The sequence below is a fragment of the Pantoea sp. SGAir0418 genome (assembly GCF_043529865.1).
Genome location: NZ_CP027911.1, coordinates 2,423,328 through 2,448,559 on the forward strand (window position 1 = coordinate 2,423,328; position 25,232 = coordinate 2,448,559).

The 25,232-nt window shown below is 58.5% G+C and carries 24 protein-coding genes; 2 read left to right on the top strand and 22 right to left on the bottom strand.

The genetic code is table 11. From position 1 onward, the window contains the following. Positions 1 to 125: 125 nt before the first annotated feature. From ptsG to yceD, 14 genes are all read right to left on the bottom strand, one after another. Positions 126 to 1,559, bottom strand: a complete 1,434-nt coding sequence (ptsG, locus tag C1N84_RS11235; RefSeq protein WP_021506398.1) for a PTS glucose transporter subunit IIBC — start codon at positions 1,557 to 1,559, stop codon at positions 126 to 128. A 286-nt stretch (positions 1,560 to 1,845) separates the two neighbouring features. Next, on the bottom strand, positions 1,846 to 2,637 hold the full coding sequence (locus tag C1N84_RS11240; RefSeq protein ID WP_264441384.1) for a metal-dependent hydrolase: 792 nt from the start codon (positions 2,635 to 2,637) through the stop codon (positions 1,846 to 1,848). A gap of 17 nt (positions 2,638 to 2,654) precedes the next feature. Beyond that, the gene (holB, locus tag C1N84_RS11245; RefSeq protein ID WP_058780746.1) at positions 2,655 to 3,644 is read right to left on the bottom strand and encodes a DNA polymerase III subunit delta'; all 990 of its coding nucleotides are present in this window, start codon (positions 3,642 to 3,644) and stop codon (positions 2,655 to 2,657) included. Further along, positions 3,641 to 4,276: a dTMP kinase gene (gene tmk / locus C1N84_RS11250; RefSeq protein ID WP_104092814.1), complete on the bottom strand. Its 636-nt coding sequence runs from the start codon at positions 4,274 to 4,276 to the stop codon at positions 3,641 to 3,643. Before tmk ends, holB begins: the two co-directional genes overlap by 4 nt. Next, entirely contained in the window at positions 4,266 to 5,285 is a 1,020-nt protein-coding gene (gene mltG, locus C1N84_RS11255; RefSeq protein ID WP_264441385.1) for an endolytic transglycosylase MltG, read from the bottom strand. Before mltG ends, tmk begins: the two co-directional genes overlap by 11 nt. After that, positions 5,282 to 6,094 carry an aminodeoxychorismate lyase gene (gene pabC / locus C1N84_RS11260; RefSeq protein WP_264441386.1) on the bottom strand — a complete coding sequence of 271 codons (813 nt, stop codon included), beginning with the start codon at positions 6,092 to 6,094 and terminating at the stop codon, positions 5,282 to 5,284. The genes mltG and pabC overlap by 4 nt, the downstream gene beginning before the upstream one ends. Before the next feature lie 123 nt (positions 6,095 to 6,217). After that, positions 6,218 to 7,459: a beta-ketoacyl-ACP synthase II gene (gene fabF, locus C1N84_RS11265; protein ID WP_394541628.1), complete on the bottom strand. Its 1,242-nt coding sequence runs from the start codon at positions 7,457 to 7,459 to the stop codon at positions 6,218 to 6,220. Positions 7,460 to 7,544: 85 nt separating this feature from the next. Next, complete coding sequence (acpP, locus tag C1N84_RS11270; RefSeq protein WP_010617251.1) at positions 7,545 to 7,781, bottom strand: acyl carrier protein; 237 nt, start codon at positions 7,779 to 7,781, stop codon at positions 7,545 to 7,547. 153 nt (positions 7,782 to 7,934) lie between these two features. Then, the gene (fabG, locus tag C1N84_RS11275) at positions 7,935 to 8,669 is read right to left on the bottom strand and encodes a 3-oxoacyl-ACP reductase FabG (protein ID WP_021506405.1); all 735 of its coding nucleotides are present in this window, start codon (positions 8,667 to 8,669) and stop codon (positions 7,935 to 7,937) included. Positions 8,670 to 8,679: 10 nt separating this feature from the next. Continuing rightward, positions 8,680 to 9,612: an ACP S-malonyltransferase gene (fabD, locus tag C1N84_RS11280; RefSeq protein WP_058775428.1), complete on the bottom strand. Its 933-nt coding sequence runs from the start codon at positions 9,610 to 9,612 to the stop codon at positions 8,680 to 8,682. 16 nt (positions 9,613 to 9,628) lie between these two features. After that, the gene (locus C1N84_RS11285) at positions 9,629 to 10,582 is read right to left on the bottom strand and encodes a beta-ketoacyl-ACP synthase III (protein WP_104186882.1); all 954 of its coding nucleotides are present in this window, start codon (positions 10,580 to 10,582) and stop codon (positions 9,629 to 9,631) included. Beyond that, entirely contained in the window at positions 10,583 to 11,623 is a 1,041-nt protein-coding gene (gene plsX, locus C1N84_RS11290; protein ID WP_141495564.1) for a phosphate acyltransferase PlsX, read from the bottom strand. Between the two features lie 27 nt (positions 11,624 to 11,650). Continuing rightward, positions 11,651 to 11,821 (bottom strand): 50S ribosomal protein L32, encoded by a 171-nt coding sequence (rpmF, locus tag C1N84_RS11295; protein WP_016192161.1) that lies wholly within the window; start codon positions 11,819 to 11,821, stop codon positions 11,651 to 11,653. Positions 11,822 to 11,835: 14 nt separating this feature from the next. Continuing rightward, positions 11,836 to 12,357: a 23S rRNA accumulation protein YceD gene (gene yceD / locus C1N84_RS11300; RefSeq protein ID WP_058759469.1), complete on the bottom strand. Its 522-nt coding sequence runs from the start codon at positions 12,355 to 12,357 to the stop codon at positions 11,836 to 11,838. 143 nt (positions 12,358 to 12,500) lie between these two features. Between yceD and C1N84_RS11305 the strand changes: the two genes are divergently transcribed. Continuing rightward, positions 12,501 to 13,082 carry a Maf family protein gene (locus C1N84_RS11305; protein ID WP_185749254.1) on the top strand — a complete coding sequence of 194 codons (582 nt, stop codon included), beginning with the start codon at positions 12,501 to 12,503 and terminating at the stop codon, positions 13,080 to 13,082. A gap of 10 nt (positions 13,083 to 13,092) precedes the next feature. On the opposite strand, the gene rluC is transcribed toward C1N84_RS11305, so the two are convergent. Next, on the bottom strand, positions 13,093 to 14,052 hold the full coding sequence (rluC, locus tag C1N84_RS11310; RefSeq protein ID WP_264441389.1) for a 23S rRNA pseudouridine(955/2504/2580) synthase RluC: 960 nt from the start codon (positions 14,050 to 14,052) through the stop codon (positions 13,093 to 13,095). 573 nt (positions 14,053 to 14,625) lie between these two features. Between rluC and rne the strand changes: the two genes are divergently transcribed. Further along, a complete protein-coding gene (rne, locus tag C1N84_RS11315; RefSeq protein ID WP_264441390.1) occupies positions 14,626 to 17,904 on the top strand; it encodes a ribonuclease E in 3,279 nt (1,092 codons plus the stop codon). Positions 17,905 to 18,085: 181 nt separating this feature from the next. On the opposite strand, the gene flgL is transcribed toward rne, so the two are convergent. From flgL to C1N84_RS11350, 7 genes are all read right to left on the bottom strand, one after another. Next, positions 18,086 to 19,051 (bottom strand): flagellar hook-associated protein FlgL, encoded by a 966-nt coding sequence (flgL, locus tag C1N84_RS11320; protein WP_059010446.1) that lies wholly within the window; start codon positions 19,049 to 19,051, stop codon positions 18,086 to 18,088. 17 nt (positions 19,052 to 19,068) lie between these two features. After that, the gene (flgK, locus tag C1N84_RS11325; RefSeq protein WP_021506414.1) at positions 19,069 to 20,712 is read right to left on the bottom strand and encodes a flagellar hook-associated protein FlgK; all 1,644 of its coding nucleotides are present in this window, start codon (positions 20,710 to 20,712) and stop codon (positions 19,069 to 19,071) included. Positions 20,713 to 20,828: 116 nt separating this feature from the next. After that, positions 20,829 to 21,770 carry a flagellar assembly peptidoglycan hydrolase FlgJ gene (gene flgJ / locus C1N84_RS11330; RefSeq protein ID WP_021506415.1) on the bottom strand — a complete coding sequence of 314 codons (942 nt, stop codon included), beginning with the start codon at positions 21,768 to 21,770 and terminating at the stop codon, positions 20,829 to 20,831. Further along, positions 21,770 to 22,849, bottom strand: coding sequence for a flagellar basal body P-ring protein FlgI (locus C1N84_RS11335; protein ID WP_241797958.1), 1,080 nt, complete (start codon positions 22,847 to 22,849; stop codon positions 21,770 to 21,772). The genes flgJ and C1N84_RS11335 overlap by 1 nt, the downstream gene beginning before the upstream one ends. Before the next feature lie 39 nt (positions 22,850 to 22,888). Then, the gene (locus C1N84_RS11340; RefSeq protein WP_021506417.1) at positions 22,889 to 23,599 is read right to left on the bottom strand and encodes a flagellar basal body L-ring protein FlgH; all 711 of its coding nucleotides are present in this window, start codon (positions 23,597 to 23,599) and stop codon (positions 22,889 to 22,891) included. 62 nt (positions 23,600 to 23,661) lie between these two features. Next, a complete protein-coding gene (flgG, locus tag C1N84_RS11345) occupies positions 23,662 to 24,444 on the bottom strand; it encodes a flagellar basal-body rod protein FlgG (RefSeq protein ID WP_021506418.1) in 783 nt (260 codons plus the stop codon). 17 nt (positions 24,445 to 24,461) lie between these two features. Then, the gene (locus tag C1N84_RS11350; RefSeq protein ID WP_058759464.1) at positions 24,462 to 25,220 is read right to left on the bottom strand and encodes a flagellar basal body rod protein FlgF; all 759 of its coding nucleotides are present in this window, start codon (positions 25,218 to 25,220) and stop codon (positions 24,462 to 24,464) included. Positions 25,221 to 25,232: the final 12 nt, after the last annotated feature.

Below are 25,232 nucleotides of genomic sequence, written 5' to 3' on the forward strand. Positions count from 1 at the left end.
AGCGGCGGTAGAGGAGTAAAGCGTCCCGCGACAGGGATGTCGCGGGACGAGCCCCAGGGATGGTTTTAGCGTCTTTACGATCTGACGCCGCTTCACCGCACCGGCCCGGCCTGCCGTCATGTCACTTACATACTGCGGATATAATCATCCATCTCGGTTTTCAGGTTATCGGACTTGGTGCCGAAAATCGCCTGCACACCGGAACCGGCCACCACCACACCACGCGCGCCGAGGTTTTTCAGTTCAGCCTGATCCACCTTCGCTACGTCCGCCACGCTGACGCGCAGACGGGTAATACAGGCATCAAGGTTAGTGATGTTCTCTTTACCACCGAACGCCGTGACCAGCTTGCCCGCCATTTCACTGCCGGTCGCGCTGCTCTGCTCCATGGCCGTATCTTCACGACCCGGGGTTTTCAGATTCAGTTTTGCGATCAGCACGCGGAACACGGTGTAGTACACCAGACCGTAGATGATACCGACAATCGGGAACAGCCAGATTTTGCTGCTGTTGCCGCTCAGCACGATGAAGTCGATCAGACCGTGTGAGAAGCTGGTGCCATCACGCATGCCCAGCAGAATACAGATTGGGAACGCCAGGCCCGCCAGGATGGCGTGGATCACGTACAGGATCGGTGCCACGAACATGAACGAGAACTCGATCGGCTCGGTGATACCGGTCAGGAACGAGGTCAGCGCAGCGGAGATCATGATACCGCCCACTTTGGCGCGGTTTTCAGGTTTAGCAGAATGCCAGATGGCGATAGCCGCAGCCGGCAGACCGTACATCTTGAACAGGAAGCCGCCAGACAGTTTACCGGCAGTCGGGTCACCCGCCATGTAGCGCGGAATGTCACCGTGGAAGACCTGACCAGCCGCGTTGGTGAATTCACCAATCTGCATCTGGAAAGGAACGTTCCAGATGTGATGCAGACCAAACGGCACCAGCGCACGCTCAACCACACCGTAAATACCGAACGCCACCACCGGGTTCTGATAGGCCGCCCACTGGGAGAAGTCCTGAATCGCGGTACCAATAGGTGGCCAGATGAAGGACAGCACCACACCGGTGAAAATCGCGGTCAGACCGGAAATGATCGGCACAAAGCGCTTACCGGCAAAGAAGCCGAGGTATTCCGGCAGCTTGATGCGGTAGAAGCGGTTGAACATGTAGGCCGCAATCGAACCAGCAATAATGCCGCCCAGCACCCCGGTATCGGCGAGGTGTTTGGCTTCGATCTCGGCTGCCGGCAGATGCAGCACCAGCGGCGCGACCACAGCCAGGGTTTTCACCATAATGCCGTAGGCGACCACGGCGGCCAGCGCCGACACGCCGTCGTTATTGGTAAAGCCCAGTGCCACACCGATCGCAAAGATCAGCGGCATGTTAGCAAATACCGAACCACCCGCTTCGGCCATCACGTGGGAAACCACTTCCGGCAGCCAGCTGAAGTTAGCAGAACCAACACCTAACAAAATACCGGCAATCGGCAGAACCGATACCGGCAACATCAGCGATTTACCTACCTTTTGCAGGTTCGCAAATGCGTTCTTGAACATAGAAGCTCCTGAGTATGAGTGCATTTTTTAGCGCAGTGCGCATGGCAAAGGGGGAGGATCCTTAGCCGGGGTGACGCTGAGCGTCTTTTGATTTATTACGAAGGGTAAAATAAATGACGACACGTTACTTTGACGGCTATCACGTTTCACCAAACACAGCGCTGAAATTTCAGTCATTTCTTACTGACTTGCTGCTATAAACAGCAATAAATCACTGCCTGCGCCGCGAAACACGCAGCGCAGATGAGTGATTTCAGATTAATTACAGAGTTTGAAATAAAGCGCGTTAGCCGCCGAGTCGGCTCATCGGCACCTTAAACAGGCGGGAGAAGTTTTCCGTGGTGGCGGCCGCCAGGGTCGCAAGATCGACGCCCTTCACCACGGCCATATACTCAGCTACGTCGCGGGTGAAGGCCGGCTGGTTTTCTTTGCCGCGATGCGGTACTGGCGCCAGATAGGGTGAATCGGTTTCAACCAGAATGCGATCCAGCGGTACATAGCGCGCTGCTTCGCGAATCTGTTCGGCGTTACGGAAGGTCACAATGCCGGAGAAGGAGATGTAGAACCCAAGATCCAGCAGCTGCGCCGCCGTCTCTTTGTCTTCGGTGAAACAGTGCAGCACGCCGCCGCATCGCTCTACCTGCTCTTCACGCAGAATAGCCAGCGTGTCTTCGCGCGCATCGCGGGTGTGCACAATAATCGGCTTGTTCAGCGCAATGCCGGTGCGGATATGCTCACGGAACGAGGCCTGCTGCTGGGCTTTGGTCTCCTGCTGGTAAAAATAATCCAGCCCGGTTTCGCCCAGCGCAATCACCTGCTCTTCCGCCGCCAGACGGCGAAACTCTTCCACGTCATACGGCGTTTCCTGATTGAGCGGATGCACGCCGCAGGCCAGCGCGATGTTGTCACGTTCGCCGACCAGCTGCTTGATTTTGTAGTAATCCGGCAGCGAGGTGGCAATCGCCAGCATGAATTTCACATCCCGCGCCGCCGCTTTGGCAATCACGTCATCCAGATCGCGGTGCTGGGTTTCATAATCAAGGCCATCGAGATGGCAGTGCGAATCAACAATAAACATAAATTTCTCTTTTACCCTTAGCCGACCGTAGCGGGAGACAGCAAACGTCCCCAGGCAAGCAGACAGTCGGTCAGAATCAGTTCACGATTAAGCGCCGCCACGTGCAGCAGCTGCTCGCGACACTGCAGCCACTGCTGCACGCTCGCATTCAGCGCGCTGCTGCTGAACTGCTGCGCCAGCTGCGTCACCACGTCCGGGCGATCGCCATTACTCAGCCAGTTGCTGGCGCCCTGCTGCACCTTCATCGCATCCACCAGTAGCGAAAGCAGCCAGCCGAGGCGAACCGCCACATCGTCGCTGTTGAGCGCCGGCAATAGCTGCAGAATATCGCCGCTCAGTGCGCTGTTCAGGCTGTCGCACAGCGTTTGCCGTGCCTGCCAGCGGTCCGGCTGTAACAAGGCCAGCGCCGCAGCCGGTGCACCGTTGCTCAGACGCAGCGCCGCGCGCAATATCGCTTCCGGCTGCGGCTGCTGTTTCTGCAGCCATTGCAGGCTGTGCGTCTCTTCCGGCGGCGACAGATGCCACGTCATACAGCGGCTGCGCAGCGTGGCCAGCAGTCGCGACGGCTCGCGCACGCTGAGGAAAAACCAGCAGTTGGCGGGCGGCTCTTCCAGCGTTTTCAGTAGCGCGTTGGCGGCGGCTTCGGTCAGTTGCGTCGCATCCGGCAGCCAGACAATTTTCGCGCCACCCTGCTGGGCAAAATGGTACAGCTTCTCACTGACGTCGCGAACCGCATCAATGCCGAGCGAGGCTTTTCCCTTTTCCGCTTCCAGCCGATACCAGTCCGGATGGGTGTGCGCCTGCATCAGCTGGCAGCCGTGACACTGACCGCAGCTTTTCAGTCCCTGCGGCTGCTGACACATAAGCCAGCGGCTGACGCCCCACACCAGCGCATCGTCGCCCATGCCCTCAATGGCCTGAATCAGCAGCGCATGATGTGCCTGTCCACTCTGATGGCGGGCAATGATCTGTCGGTACGGCTGGTTCAGCCACGGATACCAGTTCATGCCGCCTGACCTGCCAGCCACTGACGCAGCACGGCTTTAAGTGACGCTGTCACATTCTCAATCGGCTGTGTCGCATCGATGGTTTTGATGGTCGGATCGGCAGCAGCCAGCGCCTGATAGCGTTCGCGCGTGCGGGTAAAAAAGTTCAGCGACTCCTGCTCAATGCGATCCAGTTCGCCGCGCGCCCGGGCACGCTGCAGGCCAATCTCCGGCGTGACGTCGAGATAGAGCGTCAGGTCGGGACGAAAATCGCCCAGCACCGCATCACGCAGCGTGGTCATCAGTTGGGTGTCGAGCCCGCGGCCACCGCCCTGATACGCCTGCGACGAAAGATCGTGACGGTCGCCCACCACCCAGGCACCGCGTGCCAGCGCCGGTTTGATGACGTTTTCTACCAGCTGCACCCGTGCCGCATACAGCATCAGCAGCTCGGCTTTATCACTCACCTGTTCGCCATCAATGCCCTGTTTCACCAGCACGCGCAGCTGTTCGGCCAAAGGCGTGCCGCCCGGCTCACGGGTAAAGACCACGTCTTCAATACCCTGCTCATGCAGGACCGCAACCACCGCCTCACGCGCGGTGGTTTTGCCGGCGCCTTCCAGCCCTTCGATGACGATAAACTTACTTTTCATTTTTTTCCTTCATCGCCAGCCGGTAAACCTGCACGGCTTTATTATGACTGGCCAGATTGGTGGTAAAGGTGTGACCGCCTTTGCCATCCGCGACGAAATAGAGGTAATTGGTCTTCTCCGGATGGGCCGCCGCTTCCAGCGAGGCGCGCCCCGGCATGGCAATCGGTCCCGGCGGCAGACCGCTGATGGTATAGGTATTGTACGCGGTCGGGGTCTCAAGATCCTTGCGCGTCAGCGTACCGGTATAGCTGTCGCCCATTCCGTAGATCACCGTGGGATCGGTCTGCAGTTTCATACCGGTGCGCAGGCGATTGATGAATACCGAGGCAACGCGCGCGCGCTCTTCGCTGACGCCGGTCTCTTTTTCGATAATCGACGCCATGGTGACCATCTGCTGCGGTGTTTTATACGGCAGACTGGCCATCCGCCCCTGCCAGATCTCATCCACCAGCTTGTTCATGCGCGTGTGCGCCCGCTCCAGCAGTGCCACATCGCTGGTGTTGGCAGTATACAGATAGGTATCCGGATAGAAACCGCCTTCCAGCTGGCTGACATCAAGCTTAAGCGCAGCCGCAACGCTGGCAAATTCATCATCCGGCAGCGTGTGTTTAAGGTATGGCGCTTTACGCAGCTCAGCCAGCCACTCTTTCAGCCGGGAACCCTCGACAAAGCGCAGCGGAAATTGCGCCTCTTTGCCGCTGGCCAGCAACTGCAGTAGCTGGCGCACCGTCATACCGGTTTCAAGGCGATACGTCCCGGCTTTGAAGTTAGCCAGATCGGGCTCCAGCTTCAGCAACGGGCCAAACCAGATGCTTTGTGGAATGATGTGCTGGCTCTCCAGCTGCGCTTCCAGCACCACGCGACCGCTGCCGGCCGGCAGGGTATACAGGGTTTCCTGGTGAATGGTTAATGGCGTCGCGGCAAAGCGTTTAATCTGCCAGTAGCTAAATGCGGCAGCCAGGCCAGCGATGACTACGGCGCCGGCAACTATTTTTTTCATTCGGGTCATGATGCTTCCATCGTCTGGCAACTGGCGAGCAGTTGCTGGTACAGCGTGCGTGCGGAAAAGGTGACGTCGTCAATTTGCCGCACGGGTAATACTGGCATCAGCGCGTTACAGATCACCACTTCATCGGCGCTTAATACCGCCGTTCGGCTGGCCTCCACCTGCTGGCAGTCGTGACCGGCCTGGGCCAGCTGCGCCAGCAGATAACGACGCATGATGCCATCAACGCCGGCCTGCGCGAGGCGCGGCGTGAAAATGACCTCACCGCTGCGCCAGAATAAATTGGCCGCACAGCATTCCACTACCGTCCCGGCGGTGTCAAGCACCAGCGCTTCGTCAGCGTCGCACGCGTCCAGCTGCTGGCGAATCAGCACCTGCTCCAGCCGGTTGAGATGTTTGATGCCGGCCAGCAGCGGGTTCTGCGCCAGCCGCACCGGGCTGGTCACCAGCCGCGCGCCCTGCTGCTGCAGCGTGGCGTAGTGCTGTGGCCAGGGTGCGAGCGCGATGATACGCGTGGGTTGCGTGCAGCCGGCGCGACTGTAGCCGCGTCCGCCCGCGCCCGGCGTGAGGATCACTTTGAGCACCGCTTCGCGCTGGCCCGCCGCAGCGCGGCGCATCTCCTCCGCCAGTAAGGCGCGATCCGGCGCGGCCATCAGCAAACGCTGGCAGCCGTCCTGCAGACGCTGCAGATGCGCCTCCAGCAGCTGGATTCGGCCCTCTCTGACTGCCGCCGTGGTGAAACAGCCGTCACCAAACTGCACCGCGCGATCGCGGGCAGAAAGGGTGTCCTGTACCACTCCGTTAATCCACATGCGCTTCTCCTCTGCCGCTGGCGACAGCGTTGAATAGCACTGTGGCGCGTAACATTCCACGCCACTGCGTGACAAAATATAAAAAAGGCCCGCATTGCGGGCCTCTGTTCGGCTGGATAGCGCTTATACCTTGCGGAAGATCAGCGAGCCGTTGGTGCCGCCGAATCCAAAGGAGTTACACAGCGTGTACTCCAGTCCGCTGACCTGGCGCGCCGTGTGCGGCACAAAGTCCAGATCGCAACCTTCGTCAGGATTGTCGAGGTTGATGGTGGGCGGAACCGCCTGGTCGCGCAGCGCCAGAATCGAATAAATCGCCTCTACCGCGCCCGCCGCACCCAGCAGGTGACCGGTCATCGACTTGGTCGAGCTGACCATCACGCTGTGCGCTGACGCACCAAACACCGACTTCACCGCCTGCGCTTCGGCTTTGTCACCGGCCGGCGTTGAGGTGCCGTGCGCGTTAACATAGCCAATCTGCGCCGGATCCAGCTGCGCGTCACGCAGCGCGTTAACCATCGCTGCGGCTGCACCTGAACCGTCTTCCGGTGGTGATGTCATGTGGTAAGCGTCGCTGCTCATGCCGAAACCAACGATTTCCGCATAAATCTTCGCACCGCGTTTTTTCGCGTGTTCGTACTCTTCCAGCACCACGATACCGGCACCGTCGCCCAGCACGAAACCGTCACGATCTTTATCCCACGGACGGCTCGCCGCCTGCGGATTGTCGTTACGGGTAGAGAGCGCACGCGCCGCGCCGAAACCGCCCACGCCCAGTGGCGTACTGGCTTTCTCAGCACCGCCGGCCAGCATCACATCCGCGTCGTTATACGCGATGATGCGCGCTGCATGACCAATATTGTGCACGCCAGACGTACAGGCAGTCGCAATCGAGATGCTCGGGCCTTTCAGGCCGTACATAATGGTCAGGTGGCCAGCGACCATGTTAACGATGGTTGAAGGCACAAAGAATGGGCTGATTTTGCGCGGACCGCCATTGACCAGCGAGGTATGGTTATCTTCGATCAAACCCAAACCGCCGATGCCGGAACCGATAGCCGCACCGATGCGTCCGGCATTCTCCTCGGTTACGACCAGACCGGAGTCCGCCATAGCCTGAATACCGGCCACAATGCCGTACTGGATGAAGTCATCCATCTTGCGTTGATCTTTGCGCGAGATGTATTCATCGCAGTTAAAATCTTTCACCAGACCCGCAAAACGCGTTGCGTAGGCACTGGTATCAAAATGGTCGATCAGGTTAATGCCGCTCTGACCGGCAAGGAGAGCACGCCAGGTAGACTCTACGGTATTGCCGACAGGAGACAACATGCCAAGACCGGTCACAACTACACGACGCTTAGACACGTTCGTCCTCCAGGGAGGGAAATAATGACGCTATGTGGGGCAAACATAAAACTCAGGCGGTCGAATGACCGCCTGAAGATATTCATTAACCTTTATGGTTATTGATATAGTCGATCGCTGCCTGAACGGTAGTGATTTTCTCAGCTTCTTCGTCTGGAATTTCAGTATCAAACTCTTCTTCCAGAGCCATTACCAGCTCAACGGTGTCAAGAGAATCTGCACCCAGGTCTTCAACGAAAGAAGCGCCGTTAACCACTTCGTCTTCTTTAACGCCCAGCTGCTCAGCTACGATTTTCTTAACGCGTTGTTCGATATCGCTCATACTATTTAATTTCCTATCAAAACTCGCTTTCGCGATGGTTTTCGTAGTGTATAAAATGTTGAAAAAGATGCAACAAAATCCCGGCTGGTCGAACCACGATTTTGCGTTATTCTGCGGTGTTTACCGCAGATAATGCAAATGATTTCGTGATTATCAGACCATGTACATGCCGCCATTGACGTGCAGCGTCTCACCCGTGATGTAGGCGGCTTCGTCAGAGGCTAAGAATGCAACAGCATTGGCAATCTCCTGCGGGTCGCCTAAACGACCTGCCGGCACTTCTGCCAGAATGCCCGAGCGCTGATCTTCGTTCAGTGCACGCGTCATGTCCGTCTCAATAAAGCCCGGAGCCACGACGTTTACGGTAATGCCACGTGACGCAACTTCTCGCGCCAGTGATTTGCTAAAGCCAATCAAACCTGCTTTTGCTGCCGCATAGTTTGCCTGACCCGCGTTACCCATGGTTCCAACTACCGAACCGATGGTAATGATACGGCCCACGCGCTTTTTCATCATGGCACGCATGACCGCCTTCGACAGGCGGAACACCGATGTCAGGTTGGTATCGAGGATATCCGCCCACTCATCGTCCTTCATGCGCATCAGCAGATTGTCACGCGTAATGCCTGCATTATTGACCAAAATGTCAACTTCGCCAAATTCGGCGCGAACTTTCTCGAGCACGCTCTCAATAGAGGCCGCATCGGTCACGTTCAGCAGCAGACCTTTGCCCTTGTCGCCGAGGTAAGCACTGATGGCTTCCGCGCCGCTTTCGCTGGTGGCAGTACCCACCACTTTTGCACCGCGTGCCGCCAGCGTTTCCGCGATGGCACGTCCGATACCGCGGCTGGCGCCGGTCACCAGCGCTACTTTACCTTCAAAGCTCATGATTTTCCTCTTATTCCTGGCCAGGCGCCGCAGCCAGTGACGACGGATCGTTCACCGCTGCAGCCGTCAGGCTGTCCACAATTCGTTTGGTCAGGCCGGTCAGCACTTTACCCGGGCCGATTTCCAGCAGTACGGTCACGCCCTGCGCAGCGATAAACTCAACCGCCTCAGTCCAGCGTACCGGGCTGTAAAGCTGACGCACCAGCGCGCTGCGGATTGCTGCAGCGTCGCTTTCGCATTTAACGTCAACGTTATTCACCACCGGCACCGAAGGTGCATTGAAGGTCACGCTTTCCAGCGCCACCGCCAGCTTATCAGCGGCCGGCTTCATCAGCGCACAGTGCGACGGCACGCTGACCGGCAGCGGCAGCGCGCGCTTGGCACCGGCCGCTTTACAGGCGGCACCGGCACGTTCAACCGCTTCTTTATTGCCGGCGATAACCACCTGACCCGGCGAGTTGAAGTTGACCGGCGAAACCACCTGGCCCTGCGCGCTCTCTTCACAGGCTTTGCGAATTGCCGCGTCGTCGAGACCGATAATCGCCTGCATGGCGCCCGTGCCTTCCGGCACCGCTTCCTGCATCAGTTTGCCGCGCAGTTCTACCAGCTTGATGGCGTCAGCAAAATTCAGCACGCCCGCACACACCAGCGCAGAGTATTCACCGAGGCTGTGTCCGGCCATCAGCGCGGGCTGCGCGCCATTTTTGCTCTGCCAGACGCGATAAATCGCGACCGAGGCTGCCAGCAGCGCCGGCTGGGTCTGCCAGGTTTTGTTCAGCTCTTCAGCCGGGCCCTGCTGGACCAGCTGCCATAAGTCGTAACCCAGCGCGTCAGAAGCTTCACGGAAAGTGGCTTCAACCTGTGGATTTTCCGCTGCCAGATCGGCCAGCATGCCGACGGTCTGCGATCCCTGTCCCGGGAAAACAAAAGCAATTTGCGTCATCTTGCGTTCCTGTCAATCAAAAGCGAACCAGCGCCGAGCCCCAGGTGAAACCGCCACCAAAGGCCTCGAGCAAAATCAGGTGTCCGGGCTTGATGCGGCCATCACGTACCGCTTCGTCCAGCGCGCTTGGCACCGACGCTGCCGAGGTGTTGCCGTGTCGATCCAGCGTCACCACCACTTTATCCATGCCCATGCCGAGCTTTTTGGCGGTGGCGCTGATGATGCGCAGGTTGGCCTGATGCGGCACCAGCCAGTCAAGCTGTTCACGATCGAGATTATTCGCCTGCAGCGTTTCATCGACGATATGCGCCAACTCAGTTACCGCGACCTTAAACACTTCGTTGCCGGCCATGGTGAGGTAAGCCGGCTCATCCTGATGCGCGCGATCCTGGTACGGCAGCGTCAGCAGCTTACCGTAGCGGCCATCGGCATGCAGATGTGTGGAGAGAATGCCCGCTTCTTCGCTTGCGCCGAGCACCACGGCACCCGCGCCATCACCAAACAGGATGATGGTGCCGCGATCCTCAGGATCGAGGGTGCGTGCCAGCACATCCGCGCCGATTACCAGCGCGTGCTTCACCGCACCGTTTTTGATGTATTGATCGGCCACGCTTAGTGCATAGGTAAAACCGGCACAGGCGGCTGCGAGATCGAAGGCGGCGCAGTCGTTGATTTCCAGCATCTGCTGAATCATGCACGCTGAGCTCGGGAAGGCGTGGCTGGACGAGGTGGTTGCCACGATGATCAGGCCAACGTCGCTGGCTTCCACGCCCGCCATTTCCAGCGCACGCTGGGCAGCGGTGAAGCCCATGCTGGCTACCGTTTCATCCGGTGCCGCAATGCGACGTTCACGAATACCGGTCCGGGTGACAATCCACTCGTCCGAAGTCTCCACCATTTTTTCCAGGTCCGCGTTGCTGCGAACCTGCTCAGGCAAATAGCTGCCCGTACCGATAATTTTGGTAAACATCTACGCTTTGTCACTCCTGGCTAATACAGCGTCAAGGCGCGCGGCAATTCTCTCGGGAACTTGCTTGCGCACCGCCTGCTCTGCCTGTTCTATCGCCACGGCAAACGCGCGTTGATTCGCCGCGCCGTGGCTCTTGATCACTGTCCCGCGCAATCCTAACAGACAAGCGCCATTGTACTGGTCGGGGTTGAGATGACCGAAACGTTTAGCCAGACGCTTTTGGATCCAGCGTCCCAGCCATTTCAGCCACCAGGCCCGTTTTTTTCCTTCACCTGACGATTTGAGCAGAGAAAGAAACATTCTTACCACGCCTTCCATGGTCTTCAACGTGACATTACCCACGAAGCCATCACAGACCAGCACATCCGTCTTGCCGGTGAGGAGATCGTTCCCCTCAAGGTAACCAATATAGTTGATCTGCGGCGAGGCCCGCAGCACCGACGATGCGGCGCGGATCGTCTCCAGCCCCTTCGTCTCTTCCTGACCAATGTTGAGCAGCGCGACGCGCGGCTGGCTGATTTCCAGCACTTCTTCCGCCATCACCGCACCCATCACTGCAAACTGCACCAGCATTTCACTGTCGGAATCGACGTTAGCGCCCAGATCCAGCACCACCGTCTTGCCGTGCTGCTGATGCGGCAGCACGGTCATCAAGGCCGGACGCTCAATGCCATCCAGCGGCTTCAGTAATAATTTTGCCAGGCCCATCAGCGCACCGGTATTGCCGGCACTGACGCACGCCTGCGCTTTCCCCTCTTTCACCAGTTCTAACGCCACGCGCATGGAACTGCCGCGGCTGTTACGAATCGCCTGCGAGGGTTTGGCATCACTTGCAATAACCGATTCGGCAGGGATTACCTGCACACGCCCCAGTAACGAGGAATCCGCTTTGGCAAGAAATGACGAGATAATGTCGGGATCGCCGACCAGAAGAAGAACCAGCTGCGAATGAGAGGCCAGTGCCTGCAAGGCTGCAGGCACTGTCACGCAGGGACCGAAGTCCCCGCCCATGGCATCAACTGCCAGGGTCAAACGTGTCAAGGTATCGCCTTGCGTAACCGCAAAGAATTACTTGGTGATAACCTTGCGACCGCGGTAGTAACCATCCGCAGTGATATGGTGACGCAGATGAGTTTCACCAGAAACTTTATCTACTGACAGAGTGGTAGTGGTCAGCGCATCGTGCGAACGACGCATACCACGCTTAGAACGGGTTGGTTTATTCTGTTGTACGGCCATGGACCTTACTCCTATTACTTACGCTTTAAACTGGCTAATACGGCAAATGGGTTTGGTTTTTCCGCCTCTTCAGGCAGCTGGCCAAAGACCATGTCCGCGTCGGACACTTCACAGTGTTCAGAATCATGCACCGGAACGACCGGCAGCGCGAGGATGAGTTCATCTTCGATCACCGCCAGCAGGTCGATTTCACCGAAATCGTTGACATCGACCGGCTCGTAGGCTTCCGGCAGTGCCTCGGCCTGCTCATCAGAAGAGACAGGACTGAAGCAATAGCTTACGTGCACAGCATGCGGGAACGGTTGGTTGCAGCGTTGACATAACAACGTTACCTGCACATCGGCTGTTCCTTGCAGAACCGCGAGGCGCTGGTTGTCAACCGCAAACGACATGGCACATTCCACATCACTGTCCACACTCACGACCGTTTCGGCCAGGCGCGCCACCAATTCAGGTGCGTAAACACCGTGATAATCCAGGCGTTTTTGCGCGGCGCGGACCGGATCGAGCGTCAGGGGTAATTTTACCTTTTGCATAGGGCGCGCATATTAACTTTGTAACGTCATAGAGTCAAAGAAAAAGGCCGGTTTACAGCATCTTTCACCCGTTAGTCGCATCCAGTGCGGCGCATAGTTTAAAATGCCTGTCATCTTTACGCTATCACTTCTGCAAAAAAATGATGACACCGCTGGTTTTAGCCTCAACCTCTCCGTTCCGTCAGGCGCTGCTACGCAAGCTCGGCCTGCCGTTTATCACTGCCGCCCCTGAAAGTGATGAAACGCCGCTGCCGGGAGAAGCCGCGCCGCAGCTGGTGCAGCGTCTGGCCATTGCCAAAGCGCAGGCACTGGCCGCGCGCTATCCTGCGCACTGGATCATTGGGTCCGATCAGGTCTGTGTACTGGATGGCCGCATCGCCGGCAAGCCGCATACCACCGAGAACGCCTGCCAGCAGCTGGCGCTGGCGAGCGGCAAAGCCATTACCTTTTACACCGGCCTGGCGCTGATTCACCCCGCCAGCGCGCAGCAGCATGTGCTGTGTGAACCCTTTACCGTGCATTTTCGACAACTGAGCGCGGCAGAGATTGCGCGCTACGTCGAGCTGGAGCAGCCGCTGCAGTGCGCCGGCAGTTTCAAAAGTGAGGGACTGGGGATTTGTCTGTTCGAACGGCTGGAGGGGCGCGATCCCAATAGCCTGATTGGCTTACCGCTGATCGCGCTGAATGGCCTGCTAAGGCAGGCGGGCATCAATCCGCTGGGCTGATGCCACGCTCTCAGGCTTTTTTCTGCTGGCGCAGCTGGGACAGGCAGTGCTTCAGAGCCTTATCCAGCGGCGCTTCCATACGCAGGCTTTCGCCGGTGTTGGGATGGGTAAACGTCAGCGCGGCAGCATGCAGGAACAGCCGCGCCAGACCGGTTGATGCCAGCTGGCGATCGAATTCGCGATCGCCATAGCGATCGTCAAAGGCAATCGGGTGCCCGCCATGCAGGGTATGCACGCGAATCTGATGCGTACGTCCGGTCACCGGACTGGCTTTAACTAATGTCGCCAGGCCAAAACGTTCTTCAACTTTAAAGCGCGTTTCTGAGGGCTTGCCCTCGGCGCTGACCCGCACCACGCGCTCGCCGCTTTGCAGAATGTTTTTCAGCAGCGGTGCCTGCACCACTTTCAGGTGCGATGGCCAGTCGCCGCGCACCAGCGCCAGATAATCCTTCTGCATGCCCTTCTCACGCAGCTGCTCGTGCAGTGAACGCAGCGCCGAGCGCTTCTTCGCCACCAGCAAAATGCCGGACGTGTCACGATCGAGACGGTGCACCAGTTCAAGGAAACGCGCATCCGGGCGCAGCGCGCGCAGCCCTTCAATCACGCCGAAGCTCAGCCCGCTGCCGCCGTGCACCGCGGTGCCGGACGGTTTGTTCAGCACCAGCAGATAATCGTCTTCATACAGAATGCATGACTCCAGCGCCGCTACTTTATCCAGTTTGGGCGACACTGCCTGCTCTTCACGCTCGGCCACGCGCACCGGCGGCACACGCACTTCGTCGCCGTCTTCCAGCTTATATTCAGGTTTTACGCGCTTCTTATTCACCCGCACCTCGCCTTTGCGCAGAATGCGGTAAATCATGCTTTTCGGCACCCCTTTCAGCTGGGTGCGCAAAAAGTTATCAATGCGTTGACCGGCATTTTCAGCCGTGATGGCGACAAACTGTACGCCGGGATTCTCTGTTTTCATGGCGGCGATTCTAAATAGTGTCCCCGGATAGCGCCACCCCTTTTTCTGTGCTTAACTCTGACTTTATCGCCGCGTTATGCGGCCAGAATGCTGGCTTTTTCAACGATGCGATGATTACCCCTGCAAATGAACAGGTTAAGGATGAACAAACTTCACAGCTCGGTAAAAGTCGCCTTGCTATAAGTTGCTAAGCAATGGAATAATGCAGAGGTTTCTGTCCTGGAAAGAGTCAGGCAGGAAAAAGAGCGAAATTAAGGTATTTTGCCGGATGAAACGGACACGCAGCAATGGCGTAAGACGTGATGTTTAATCAGGCACTTAGCGGGCTGCGGGTTGCGGCCTGGACGACAGACTGGGATGTGTGGATTTTTGAATACTCTGTAGCACTTCCACCTTCAGGCGCTGGTTTTCCTTATGAAAAACAGGCCACCGACAAGATTTGCGCCCCTTTAGCCGCCGACAACCGTGAGGTTGACGTCAGTGCATGCAGACACGGGGCCATCGGTTGATTCTCGTCCAGGGTAACGATGCCCGCAGCTTTATCACTCATGTGAGAATAACGAGTAAGTCACGATGAAAAGAATGTTAATCAACGCAACTCAGCAGGAGGAGTTGCGCGTTGCCCTTGTTGACGGACAACGTCTGTACGATCTGGATATCGAAAGCCCCGGACACGAGCAGAAAAAAGCCAACATCTACAAAGGTAAAATCACCCGTATTGAACCCAGCCTCGAAGCTGCGTTTGTTGATTACGGTGCCGAGCGTCACGGTTTCCTCCCTCTGAAAGAAATTTCCCGCGAATACTTCCCTGCTAATTACAACGCGCATGGCCGTCCGAACATCAAAGATGTGCTGCGTGAAGGCCAGGAAGTGATCGTACAAATCGATAAAGAGGAGCGCGGTAATAAAGGGGCAGCACTGACCACCTTTATTTCGCTGGCCGGTAGCTATCTGGTGCTGATGCCCAACAACCCGCGCGCTGGCGGCATTTCCCGCCGTATCGAAGGTGATGACCGTACCGAGCTGAAAGAGGCGCTGTCAGCGCTGGAGCTGCCGGACGGCATGGGCCTGATCGTGCGTACCGCTGGCGTCGGCAAATCTGCCGAATCGCTGCAGTGGGACCTCAGCTTCCGTCTGAAGCACTGGGAAGCCATCAAAAAAGCCGCAGACAGCCGCCCGGCACCGTTCCTGATTCATCAGGAAAGTAACGTGATTGTGCGCGCCTTCCGCGACTACCTGCGTCAGGATATCGGTGAAATCCTTATCGATAACCCGAAAGTGCTGGAGCTGGCGCGTCAGCACATCGCCGCGCTCGGTCGTCCGGACTTCAGCAGCAAAATCAAACTGTACACCGGTGAAATTCCGCTGTTCAGCCATTACCAGATCGAATCGCAGATTGAATCGGCGTTCCAGCGCGAAGTGCGTCTGCCGTCCGGCGGTTCTATCGTTATCGACAGCACCGAAGCGCTGACCGCCATTGATATCAACTCCGCCCGCGCGACACGCGGTGGTGATATCGAAGAGACCGCCTTCAACACCAACCTGGAAGCCGCCGACGAGATTGCCCGTCAGCTGCGTCTGCGCGACCTCGGTGGTCTGATTGTTATCGACTTCATCGATATGACGCCTGTGCGCCATCAGCGCGCCGTGGAAAACCGTCTGCGTGAAGCGGTACGTCAGGATCGGGCGCGTATCCAGATCAGCCACATTTCGCGCTTTGGTCTGCTGGAGATGTCGCGTCAGCGCCTCAGCCCGTCACTGGGTGAGTCCAGCCATCACGTCTGCCCGCGCTGTAGCGGTACCGGCACCATTCGTGATAACGAATCGCTGTCGCTGTCGATCCTGCGTCTGATTGAAGAAGAAGCGCTGAAAGACAACACCAAAGAAGTGCACGCCATTGTGCCGGTTCAGGTGGCCTCTTACCTGCTGAACGAAAAACGTGAAGCGGTCAGTGCGATTGAGAAACGTCAGGGCGGCGTGCGTGCCATCATCGTGCCAAACGATCAGATGGAAACGCCGCACTATTCGGTGCTGCGCGTGCGCAAAGGTGAAGAGACGCAAACCCTCTCCTATCACCTGCCGAAACTGCATGAAGCTGAGATGGCGCTGCCTTCGGAAGAAGAGCACGCTGAGCGTCGTCGTCCGGAGCAGCCTGCACTGGCCGCCTTCGTGATGCCGGATGCACCACCGGCTCCGGTTGAAGTGAGCGAAGAGAGCCAGCCGGCAGCGGTTGACGTCAAAGCCAAACCGGCGGTCGCAGCACCCGCGACGGTCAGCACCGGTTTTGTTGCGCGCCTGCTGGGTGGCCTGAAAAAACTGTTTGCCGGTGATGCCCCCGCCGCAGCCCCTGCTGAAGAGAAGACCGAAGCGAAAACGGCTGACGGTGAGAATACGCAGCAGCGTGGTGAGCGTCGTAACAATCGCCGCAACAACAACAATCGCCGCGAGCGCACGCCGCGTAACGGTGAGCATGCGCAGAGCCGTGAAGGCCGTGAGCCACGTGAAGCGCGCGAGCCGCGTGAACCCCGTGAGCCTCGTGAAGCCCGCGAGCCACGCGATCAGGATAACCGCCGTAACAAGCGTCAGAATGACGCGCGCGGCGAGCGTCCGGCGCTGACTGAAGAGCAACTGCAGCAGCGTGATGAGCAGCAGCAACAGCGTCGCGAACAGCGTGCTGAGCGCCAGCGTCGTCGTCAGGAAGAGAAGCGTGCGCAGCAGGAGCCGCAGGTTGCTGAGCAGGTGCCTGTTGTTGATAGCGTTGATGACAGCGTTGCGCAGGAAGACGAACGCGTTCAGGTTATGCCGCGTCGCAAACAGCGCCAGCTCAGTCAGCGCGTGCGCGTAGGTGAAAACGCTGACGCGATGCCTGCTGAGCTGCCTGCCGCTGCCGTTACTGAAGCGGTGCAGGAAAATAGCCAGCGCGCCCAGCTGAAAGAGCAAGCCGAAACCGCTCAGGATGAGCAGGATGACAGCGAGAACCGTGACGGGGCCAACATGCCGCGCCGTTCACGTCGCTCACCGCGTCATCTGCGCGTCAGCGGTCAGCGTCGTCGTCGCTATCGTGACGAGCGTTACCCTACGCAGTCTGCGATGCCGCTGGAAACAGCAGCTGCCTCACCAGAGATGGCGTCAGGCAAAGTGTGGATCACCTATCCGGTCACGCAGACTCACGAGCACTTCACCTCTAACCAGGCGCTGAACGAAATGCCAGACTATGGCTATCAGGATGCCGCCCCGGCGGAAGAACTGCCTGTGGCTGTCGAAGCCACAGCCGTGGCACAGCCAGAAACGCCAGCGCCAGAAGTGGTGCATCAGGCTGAACCGCAGGCGCACACTGAGGTGCCGGTGGTGAATACTGATGACCTGACGCCAGTGGCGGCACCGGTTGATCACCAGCCAGCAGTGATTTCCGCAGCCGATGAAGCGGTTGCACAGGAAACCGCAGCAGAAGCGCAACCGGCTGTTACGCCTGCCGAAGAGACGCCGCCAGTGGTTACCGAAGCGGTTAGCGCAGCTGAACAGGCTCCGATCGAGGTGTCACCCGCGGTTGAAGCGCAGGTAGAAGAGGTGCTGTCCGCGCCGGTCGCGGCCGAAGAGCCTGTCGCGCCGGTCACCGAACCGCACGCACCGGTTGCCGCCCGTGATACCGGGGTTAGCCATGCTGAGACCCGCTTCAAGCATCACGCTACGGCGCCGATGACAAAAGCACCGGCACCGGCATGGGAACCTGAGCCCGAGCGCCACAGTGACTGGGTTCGTCCGGCCTTCAACTTCGAAGGACGCGGTTCAGCCGGTGGTCACAGCGCCACGCATCAGGCTACCGCACCGGCTACCCGTCCGGAAAGCGCGTAAGTCTCTGCTGTAGAGCACTACCGTCTCCAAACCCCGGCTGGTCCGGGGTTTTTTATTGCCCGCATTCTCCCCTTCCACCTGACTGAACACTCTGAATAAAAGCCAAAAAAAATCCCACGGCCCTCGCAGGCAGTGGGAAAAACTAAGCGTACCCGGTTTAAGTACGCTCAAACAGTCAGGTTTATTTATTCATCTGGAACAGCGACATCTTCGACATATCGCTAAAGGTGGTGTACGACGCCTGCAGCAGCTGCTGCTGCATGGTGTAGGTAGAAATGGCTTCGGTGTAATCGACGTTAACCAGCGTGCTCATCTGATCTTTCAGCGTCACCTTGCGGTCGTCACCTTTTGCATCCAGCGTATCCAGTTCGTCCAGCTGGGTACCAATCTCAGAACGCACCGCCAGCACGTTGTTCAGCGAGTTGCTGAAGCCACGGTTGGCTTTGTCCATCGCCGCGCTGAAGGTCTGTTTAGTGGCATCGTCAGCGTCATTCTGCGGCACTTTCAGCGCCGCAATGGCGTCATCCAGCATATCGAACAGGTTAGTCTGGCTGGCGCTGCCATCCGGCTCCGGCTTGGCGTTGCTGGTCAGCTGGTCAAAAATTGAATTACCGGTATGGCCCACCGTCATGGTGCGTTCGCTGTCGACTTTCTGGGTGATCGCGTCGCTGCCACCGCTATAGATGATTTTACCGCTGGCATCTTCGGTGAACGGCGGCTTGTCGGACGCATAGCCGGCAAACAGGTAGCGGCCGTTCCCGTCTTTGCTGTTGGCCAGGTTGAGCAGCTGCGAGCGAATGCCCTCCAGCTGGGTAGCATAAGACGCACGGTCATCGTCACTCAGCGAGCCGTTACCGGCGCTGATCAGCGTGGATTGCGCCGACTGAATCGCCGTCGTGACATCACTCAGCGTGCTCTCTTCCAGCGACAGTCCCTGATTCGCGAACGAACGCGCCAGCGCGAACTGGCTGTCGCGCGCCTGCGTCTGCGACAGCACCACGGCGCGCGAAGCGGCGATCGGATCGTCAGACGGATTGGTCACGCGGCGACCGGTTGACAATTGTTCACCCGCTTTCAGCCAGGAGGATTGCGCGTCAGTGACGCCGCGCACCTGCTGGTCGAAAATCATATTGGTACTGAGTCTCATCGGTCAGGCCTCCCGTATTAACCGCGAATGCTCATCAGAGCATCGAAAATGGTATTGGCGGTTTGCAGTACCTGCGCGTTCGCCATGTAAAATTGCTGATATTTGCTCAGGTTGGCGTACTCTTCGTCGAGGTTTACGCCAGAAACCGACTGCTGACGTTCAGTCAGCTGCGTCACCACGCCCTTCTGGGTGGTGGCAGCGGTTTCGAGGTTTTTGGTTTTGTTGCCGACGGTGCTCACCAGGCTGGCATAACCCTGCGCCAGCGTGGCGTTACCATTAATCAGTTTGGCATCCTGCAGGTCCAGCAGCTTTTGCGCGTTACGGTTATCGCTGGCGCCACCCGCAGCCGAAGCTGCCGCGATCTGTGATTCACTGGTGATAGCCACTGACATGCCGCTAATCACATCCTGCACCGGTTTGACCAGGAAGCTGTCTTTGGCGTTAGCCGTTCCATTTACCGTTAATGACAGTCCATCAAAGCTCATGGTGGTATTACCGGCACCATCGCTGCCCATGGTCGGCGTCACTTTCACGTTGTCCGAAAGACGCGTCACCGACCAGTTGCTGCCGTCATAGCTGACGCTGTAGTTAGAGGCTTTCATCGCCCCGGTATCGGTCCAGCTGGCACTGACGGTAGCGGCTGAGGTGTTTTTGCTGTTGGTCACCACTGTCGGGCTACCAATATTGAAGAAGTTGATGCCGGTGTTGCCTTTGCTGTCATAGCCCTGGCTGTGCACCTGGTTGAAGCTGGTGGTGAATGCCGCTGCCAGCTGCCCGAGCTGGTTCTGCGCGTTATCCAGATCCTGGGTACGGAACGCCAGCAGGCCCCCGAGCGAACCGGTGGTCAGCGTTTTTTCCGGGATCTCAACGTTACCGGCCTGCTTATCGACATAGCCCACGGTAATGCGCGACGCATCGCTGCTGGAAGGCATGGCGATCAGCGAGGTGGTTTTGCTGCCGTTGACCAGCGTGGTGTTGCCCATCGAGACGATATAGTTACCGTCCTGCTGCGACACGTTCACGCCGACCAGGCCATTCAGGTTATTAACCAGCTGATCGCGCTGATCGAGCAGGTCGTTAGGCGCAGAGCCGCCGCCGGTGGTCAGCTTGGCGATCTGCGTGTTGAGATCGGCAATCTGGCTGGAGTAAGTGTTGATCTGCTCGACGCTGGCTTTGATGTCCGTATTGACGCTGTTTTGCATGCTGGTCAGATACTGTGCGGTAGTCTGGAACTGGTTTACCAGTCCCTGCGCATAGCTCAGCATAGACTGACGCGCAGAAGGATCGTCGGCGTTACTCACCACGTTCTGCACGTTAGTGAAAAAGCTCTGAATCGAGTCAGACAGGCTGGTGGTCGACGTCGACAACAGATCATCAATATTCGAAATCTGGTTGTACTGTGAATTGACCGCGCTGTAGTTGGCGCTGTTACCGCGCAGCTGGGCGGTAATAAACTCATCGTATTCACGCTGCACGCCGGTCACATTGACGCCGTTGCCATAATAGTTGCTGCCCTGCAGCGTACTGTTGGCCTGCGACAGCAAAATCGTCTGGCGCGAATAACCGGCCACGGTGTAATTACTGATGTTGTTACTGGTGGTGCTTAATGCGGCCTGTGCGGCGCTCAGCCCGCTCATCGCGGAGTTAATTATGCTGGACATCTCGGTTCCTTTTTCCCGTTAACCGGGCTGGCAGTCATCAGTGCGATTGCGCGGGCCACAACGCCCGCGGCATGTGAAGGTTATCGGCGTGCTTAAGCGAAACTTGAGCGGAAAAATCAGAACAGGTCGGTGAAATCCTGGCTGTAAGCCTTAACCACTTTTTCGCCCATGTTTTTGAATTGCTGAATCATTCCTACCAGTTTCTGCGCATATTTCGGGTCAGTCGCGTAGCCGGCTGCCTGCAGCGCGCGCGCGCCCTGCTCGGCGCTCGGTGCGTTCGCTACTGCCGCATAGCGTGGGTTACTGGAAATCAACCGCACGTAATCGCTGAGCGCTTCGAAGTAGGAGCCATAAACGCGGAAGGTGGCGCGCACTTTCTTCGCTTCACCGCCCTCGTATTCCGTGGTCATGATGTCGGTGGTTTCGCCCTTCCAGTCGCCGCTGGCTTTGATCCCGAACACGTTGTAGCTCGGCTTACCGTCGCGCGTCAGGATCTGCCGCTGGCCCCAGCCGGACTCCAGTGCCGCCTGCGCCAGAATCAGATGGTGAGGAATGCCGCTCTGCTGGCTGGCCACTTTCGCCGGCTGCGCCAGCTGGGCGATAAACTCATTGCTGTCACCGGGCAGGCTGGCCGGCGAGACCGGCAGACGCGGCACCGCTTTGCGCACCATCTGCTCCAGCTGCGTGGGCGCCATGCTGCTATAGATGAAGCTGTTATCCAGTTTCATCGGCACGGTACCGGCGCTTTCGTCCGGTGCCTGCGCCGGCTGCATCTGTTTGACAATGGTGTCGGCCAGACCCAGCCCGCGCTTGCCGATTTCCTGCGCAATCTGCTGATCGTAAAGCGAGGTGTAAAGCCGCGTCTGATCGTTGCTCAGCATGCCATCCTGCGGCAGCGCTTCACGCATGCTCTTCAGCATCATCTGCACGAACATCCCTTCGACCTGCTTCGCCACCTGCAGCGCTTTGCCTTTCGGGTCCACGGCAGCCTGGCGTTTCAGTTCGTTCAGCGAGCGGCTGTCATACGCCGCGTTCATCAGCGATTGCGTATCGGTCATCAGATAATTTCCAGCTTCGCGCGCAGGCAGCCCGCGCTCTCCATCGATTGCAGAATCGACATCAGCTCAATCGGTGTCGCACCCAGCGCATTCAGCGCCCGCACTACGTTGTTCAGGTTGGCACTGGCGTTAACCCGCTGCAGCGCGCCGCCGCTCTGACGCAGATCGATCTGCGTTTGCGTGGTGGCAACCGTCTGACCACCGGCAAACGGCGTATCCGGCTGGCTGACATTCTGCTGCTGGTTAACCGTGACCGACAGGTTGCCCTGCGCCACCGCACAGGTGTTGAGCGTCACTTCGCGATTCATCACCACCGAACCGGTGCGCGAGTTAATGATCACTTTGGCGTCTTCCAGCGGTACCGACACGTCGATGTTCTGGATCTCCGCCAGCAGACGTACCTGCGAGCTGTTATTTGGCGACACGCGGATTTGCACGGTACGGGCGTCCAGCGGCAGCGCTGACCCCACGCCACGACTGTTGATGGCATCAGCAATGCGCTGCGCCATGGTGAAATCTTCGTTGTTAAGCTGCAGGTTGATGGTGTTCTGGCTGCCGAAGTTGCTCTGCAGCTCACGTTCCACAGTGGCGCCACCGGTAATGCGGCCGCCGTTGAGCTGGTTAACCTGTACGCTGCTGCCACCGGCCGAGGCGCCCGCCCCGCCGACCAGGATGTTACCCTGCGCCAGCGCGTAAACCTGGTTATCGACGCCCTTCAGCGGCGTCATCAGCAGCGTACCGCCGCGCAAGCTTTTGGCGTTACCCAGTGAGGACACCACCACGTCAACCGTCTGTCCCTGACGGGCAAACGACGGCAGTTTGGCGGTGACCATCACCGCCGCCACGTTTTTCAGCTGCATGTTGGTGCCGGCAGGCACGGTGATGCCCAGCTGCGACAGCATGTTACTCACCGTTTGCGTGGTGAACGGCGTCTGGGTGGTCTGGTCACCGGTGCCGTCAAGGCCAACCACCAGACCGTAACCAATCAGCTGGTTATCGCGTACGCCCTGCACGCTGGTGAGATCGCGGATGCGATCGGCCTGCGCCATCAGGCTGCTGATGCCGAGCAACAGGCCCATGCCCAAACGCAGCAGTGTAGTGTTTTTCATCATGACCTCTTACATCGGCGAGACGTTCAGGAAGAAGCGCTGGAACCAGCCCATGGTCTGCGCCTCATTGATATAACCGTTACCGACGTACTCAATACGTGCATCGGCGACCTGCGTTGACAGCACCGCGTTGCTGGCGCTGATGGTGCGCGGGTTCACTACGCCAGAGAAGCGAATAAATTCGGTGCCCTGGTTGATTTCAATCTGTTTCTCGCCGACCACGCGCAGGTTGCCGTTCGACAGCACCTGGTTAACGGTGACGGTGATGGTGCCGGTAAAGGTGTTGTTGGCGGTTGCGCCACCTTTGCCAGCGAAATCGTTTTTGCCGTTGGCGTCGAGCGCGGCTTTTTCGCCGCCGGCACCCACCAGTCCGGCCAGGCCGGTTGGGATGGCGCTCAGGCCAAAGCTATTGCTGCCATCGCGGCTGGCATTGGCTGAAGAGCTTTTGCTGGCGCTGACGTTTTCCTGCAGCGTAATGGTCAGGGTGTCACCAATGTTACGTGGACGACGATCCTCAAACAGCGGCTGATAGCCGTAGTTGAGCGGCGCCACGCCCTGAAAAATGGAACCGTTCACCACCGGCGGTGCAGATGGCGTCGGCTCAGCCGTCGTCGCGCCCTGTACCAGTGGCGTGCGCGGCACCAGCGCACAACCGTTAAGGGTCAGTAGCAGCGTGGCTACTAACCAATGCCCAGGCTTGAGAATCACTTGCTTCGCCACGGAGTTCTGACCTTTTTCATGTTCTTAATCGGGCCAGACGCGCTGGCCCAACGATCCCGGCATTACAGCTGGGTTAACTTCTGCAGCATCTGATCGGAGGTGCTGATCGCTTTGCTGTTGATCTCATAAGCGCGCTGCGTCTGGATCATGGTCACCAGCTCTTCCGCCACGTTGACGTTGGAGGTTTCCACGTAACCCTGATACAGCAGACCGGCCCCGTTCTGACCCGGCGTGCTTTCGGTCGGCGCGCCGGAAGCCTGGGTTTCCTGATAGAGGTTTTCCCCGACGCTATCCAGTCCGGCATCGTTCATGAAGGTGCTGAGCGTCAGCTGGCCAACCTGCGCCGGCTGCGTCTGCCCCTGCTGCGTCACCGTCACCACGCCGTCACGCGCAATGGTGATGCTGGTGGCGTTCGCCGGAATAGTGATGCCTGGCTGCACCGGGAAACCGGCGTTGGTCACCAGCTGGCCGTTCTGGTCCACCTGGAAAGAGCCGTCGCGGGTATACGCCGACGTACCGTCCGGCATCTGCACCTGAAAATAGCCCTGACCATTAATCGCCACATCTTTTGAGTTGCTGGTCTGCGACAGGTTGCCCTGGTTGTGCAGACGCTCGGTGGTCACCGGACGCACACCGGTACCGATCTGCAGGCCCGACGGCAGCGTGGTCTGTTCTGACGACTGCGCACCCGGCTGACGCAGGGTCTGGTACATCAGGTCTTCGAACACCGCGCGTGAACGCTTAAAGCCGTTAGTGCTGACGTTCGCCAGGTTGTTGGCGATGACGTCCATGTTGGTCTGCTGTGCGTCAAGACCGGTTTTCGCGATCCATAAAGAACGAATCATTGTGTTTTCCTTAAGCCTTAGCTGCTCATATTGAGTAGCTGATTAGCCCGCTGTTCGTTTTCATCGACGTTGGAGATCACTTTCATCTGCATCTCGAAACGTCGGGCGTTGGCGATCATGTCGACCATGGTTTCCACGGGCTTCACGTTGCTGCCCTCCAGCACGCCCGGCATCACCTGCACGGTCGCGTCATTCGGCAGCGCCGCGCCGCGCTGTGCCTGAGTGGCGGCGCTGGGACGGAACATGCCGTCATCACCGCGCGTCAGTTCCTGGCCTGTGGCACGTACCAGCTTCAGCCGTCCGAGCTGCACCGTGGCGTTCGGCGCGTCACCGGCGTTAAGCGCGGTGATGGAGCCGTCGGCGGCAATGGTCAGTTGCGCGCCCTGCGGCACGGCAATCGGACCGCCATCGCCCATCACGGGATTGCCCTGAATGGTCAGCTGGCCGGTCGGGCTGATCTGCATGTTACCGTTGCGGGTATAAGCTTCACTGCCGTCAGCGGTACGCACCGCCAGCCAGCCATCCTGCTGCACCGCCACATCGAGCGGACGCTCGGTGTAATCGAGCGAGCCCTGCGACATATCGGCACCCGGCGTCGAAGCAGCCACCAGCGTACGTGTTGGCAGCGACCAGCCGTTGACCGGCACCGCGCGCAGCGCATTGAGCTGAGCGCGAAAGCCCGGCGTCGAGGCGTTGGCGAGGTTGCTGGCGGTGACAGACTGTTGCTCCATCGTCTGACTGGCCGCGCCCATCGCGGTATATATTGCGTGATCCATAAAGCAATCCCG

What these genes read in the sequence shown, in the direction of transcription:
- ptsG (WP_021506398.1), bottom strand. Translation starts at nt 1,559, where the DNA reads ATGTTCAAGAACGCATTTGCGAACCTGCAAAAGGTAGGTAAATCGCTG.
- C1N84_RS11240 (WP_264441384.1), bottom strand. Translation starts at nt 2,637, where the DNA reads ATGTTTATTGTTGATTCGCACTGCCATCTCGATGGCCTTGATTATGAA.
- holB (WP_058780746.1), bottom strand. Translation starts at nt 3,644, where the DNA reads ATGAACTGGTATCCGTGGCTGAACCAGCCGTACCGACAGATCATTGCC.
- tmk (WP_104092814.1), bottom strand. Translation starts at nt 4,276, where the DNA reads ATGAAAAGTAAGTTTATCGTCATCGAAGGGCTGGAAGGCGCCGGCAAA.
- mltG (WP_264441385.1), bottom strand. Translation starts at nt 5,285, where the DNA reads ATGACCCGAATGAAAAAAATAGTTGCCGGCGCCGTAGTCATCGCTGGC.
- pabC (WP_264441386.1), bottom strand. Translation starts at nt 6,094, where the DNA reads ATGTGGATTAACGGAGTGGTACAGGACACCCTTTCTGCCCGCGATCGC.
- acpP (WP_010617251.1), bottom strand. Translation starts at nt 7,781, where the DNA reads ATGAGCGATATCGAACAACGCGTTAAGAAAATCGTAGCTGAGCAGCTG.
- fabG (WP_021506405.1), bottom strand. Translation starts at nt 8,669, where the DNA reads ATGAGCTTTGAAGGTAAAGTAGCGCTGGTGACCGGCGCCAGCCGCGGT.
- fabD (WP_058775428.1), bottom strand. Translation starts at nt 9,612, where the DNA reads ATGACGCAAATTGCTTTTGTTTTCCCGGGACAGGGATCGCAGACCGTC.
- C1N84_RS11285 (WP_104186882.1), bottom strand. Translation starts at nt 10,582, where the DNA reads ATGTTTACCAAAATTATCGGTACGGGCAGCTATTTGCCTGAGCAGGTT.
- rpmF (WP_016192161.1), bottom strand. Translation starts at nt 11,821, where the DNA reads ATGGCCGTACAACAGAATAAACCAACCCGTTCTAAGCGTGGTATGCGT.
- yceD (WP_058759469.1), bottom strand. Translation starts at nt 12,357, where the DNA reads ATGCAAAAGGTAAAATTACCCCTGACGCTCGATCCGGTCCGCGCCGCG.
- C1N84_RS11305 (WP_185749254.1), top strand. Translation starts at nt 12,501, where the DNA reads ATGACACCGCTGGTTTTAGCCTCAACCTCTCCGTTCCGTCAGGCGCTG.
- rluC (WP_264441389.1), bottom strand. Translation starts at nt 14,052, where the DNA reads ATGAAAACAGAGAATCCCGGCGTACAGTTTGTCGCCATCACGGCTGAA.
- rne (WP_264441390.1), top strand. Translation starts at nt 14,626, where the DNA reads ATGAAAAGAATGTTAATCAACGCAACTCAGCAGGAGGAGTTGCGCGTT.
- flgL (WP_059010446.1), bottom strand. Translation starts at nt 19,051, where the DNA reads ATGAGACTCAGTACCAATATGATTTTCGACCAGCAGGTGCGCGGCGTC.
- flgK (WP_021506414.1), bottom strand. Translation starts at nt 20,712, where the DNA reads ATGTCCAGCATAATTAACTCCGCGATGAGCGGGCTGAGCGCCGCACAG.
- flgJ (WP_021506415.1), bottom strand. Translation starts at nt 21,770, where the DNA reads ATGACCGATACGCAATCGCTGATGAACGCGGCGTATGACAGCCGCTCG.
- C1N84_RS11335 (WP_241797958.1), bottom strand. Translation starts at nt 22,849, where the DNA reads ATGGGCCTGTTGCTCGGCATCAGCAGCCTGATGGCGCAGGCCGATCGC.
- flgG (WP_021506418.1), bottom strand. Translation starts at nt 24,444, where the DNA reads ATGATTCGTTCTTTATGGATCGCGAAAACCGGTCTTGACGCACAGCAG.
- C1N84_RS11350 (WP_058759464.1), bottom strand. Translation starts at nt 25,220, where the DNA reads ATGGATCACGCAATATATACCGCGATGGGCGCGGCCAGTCAGACGATG.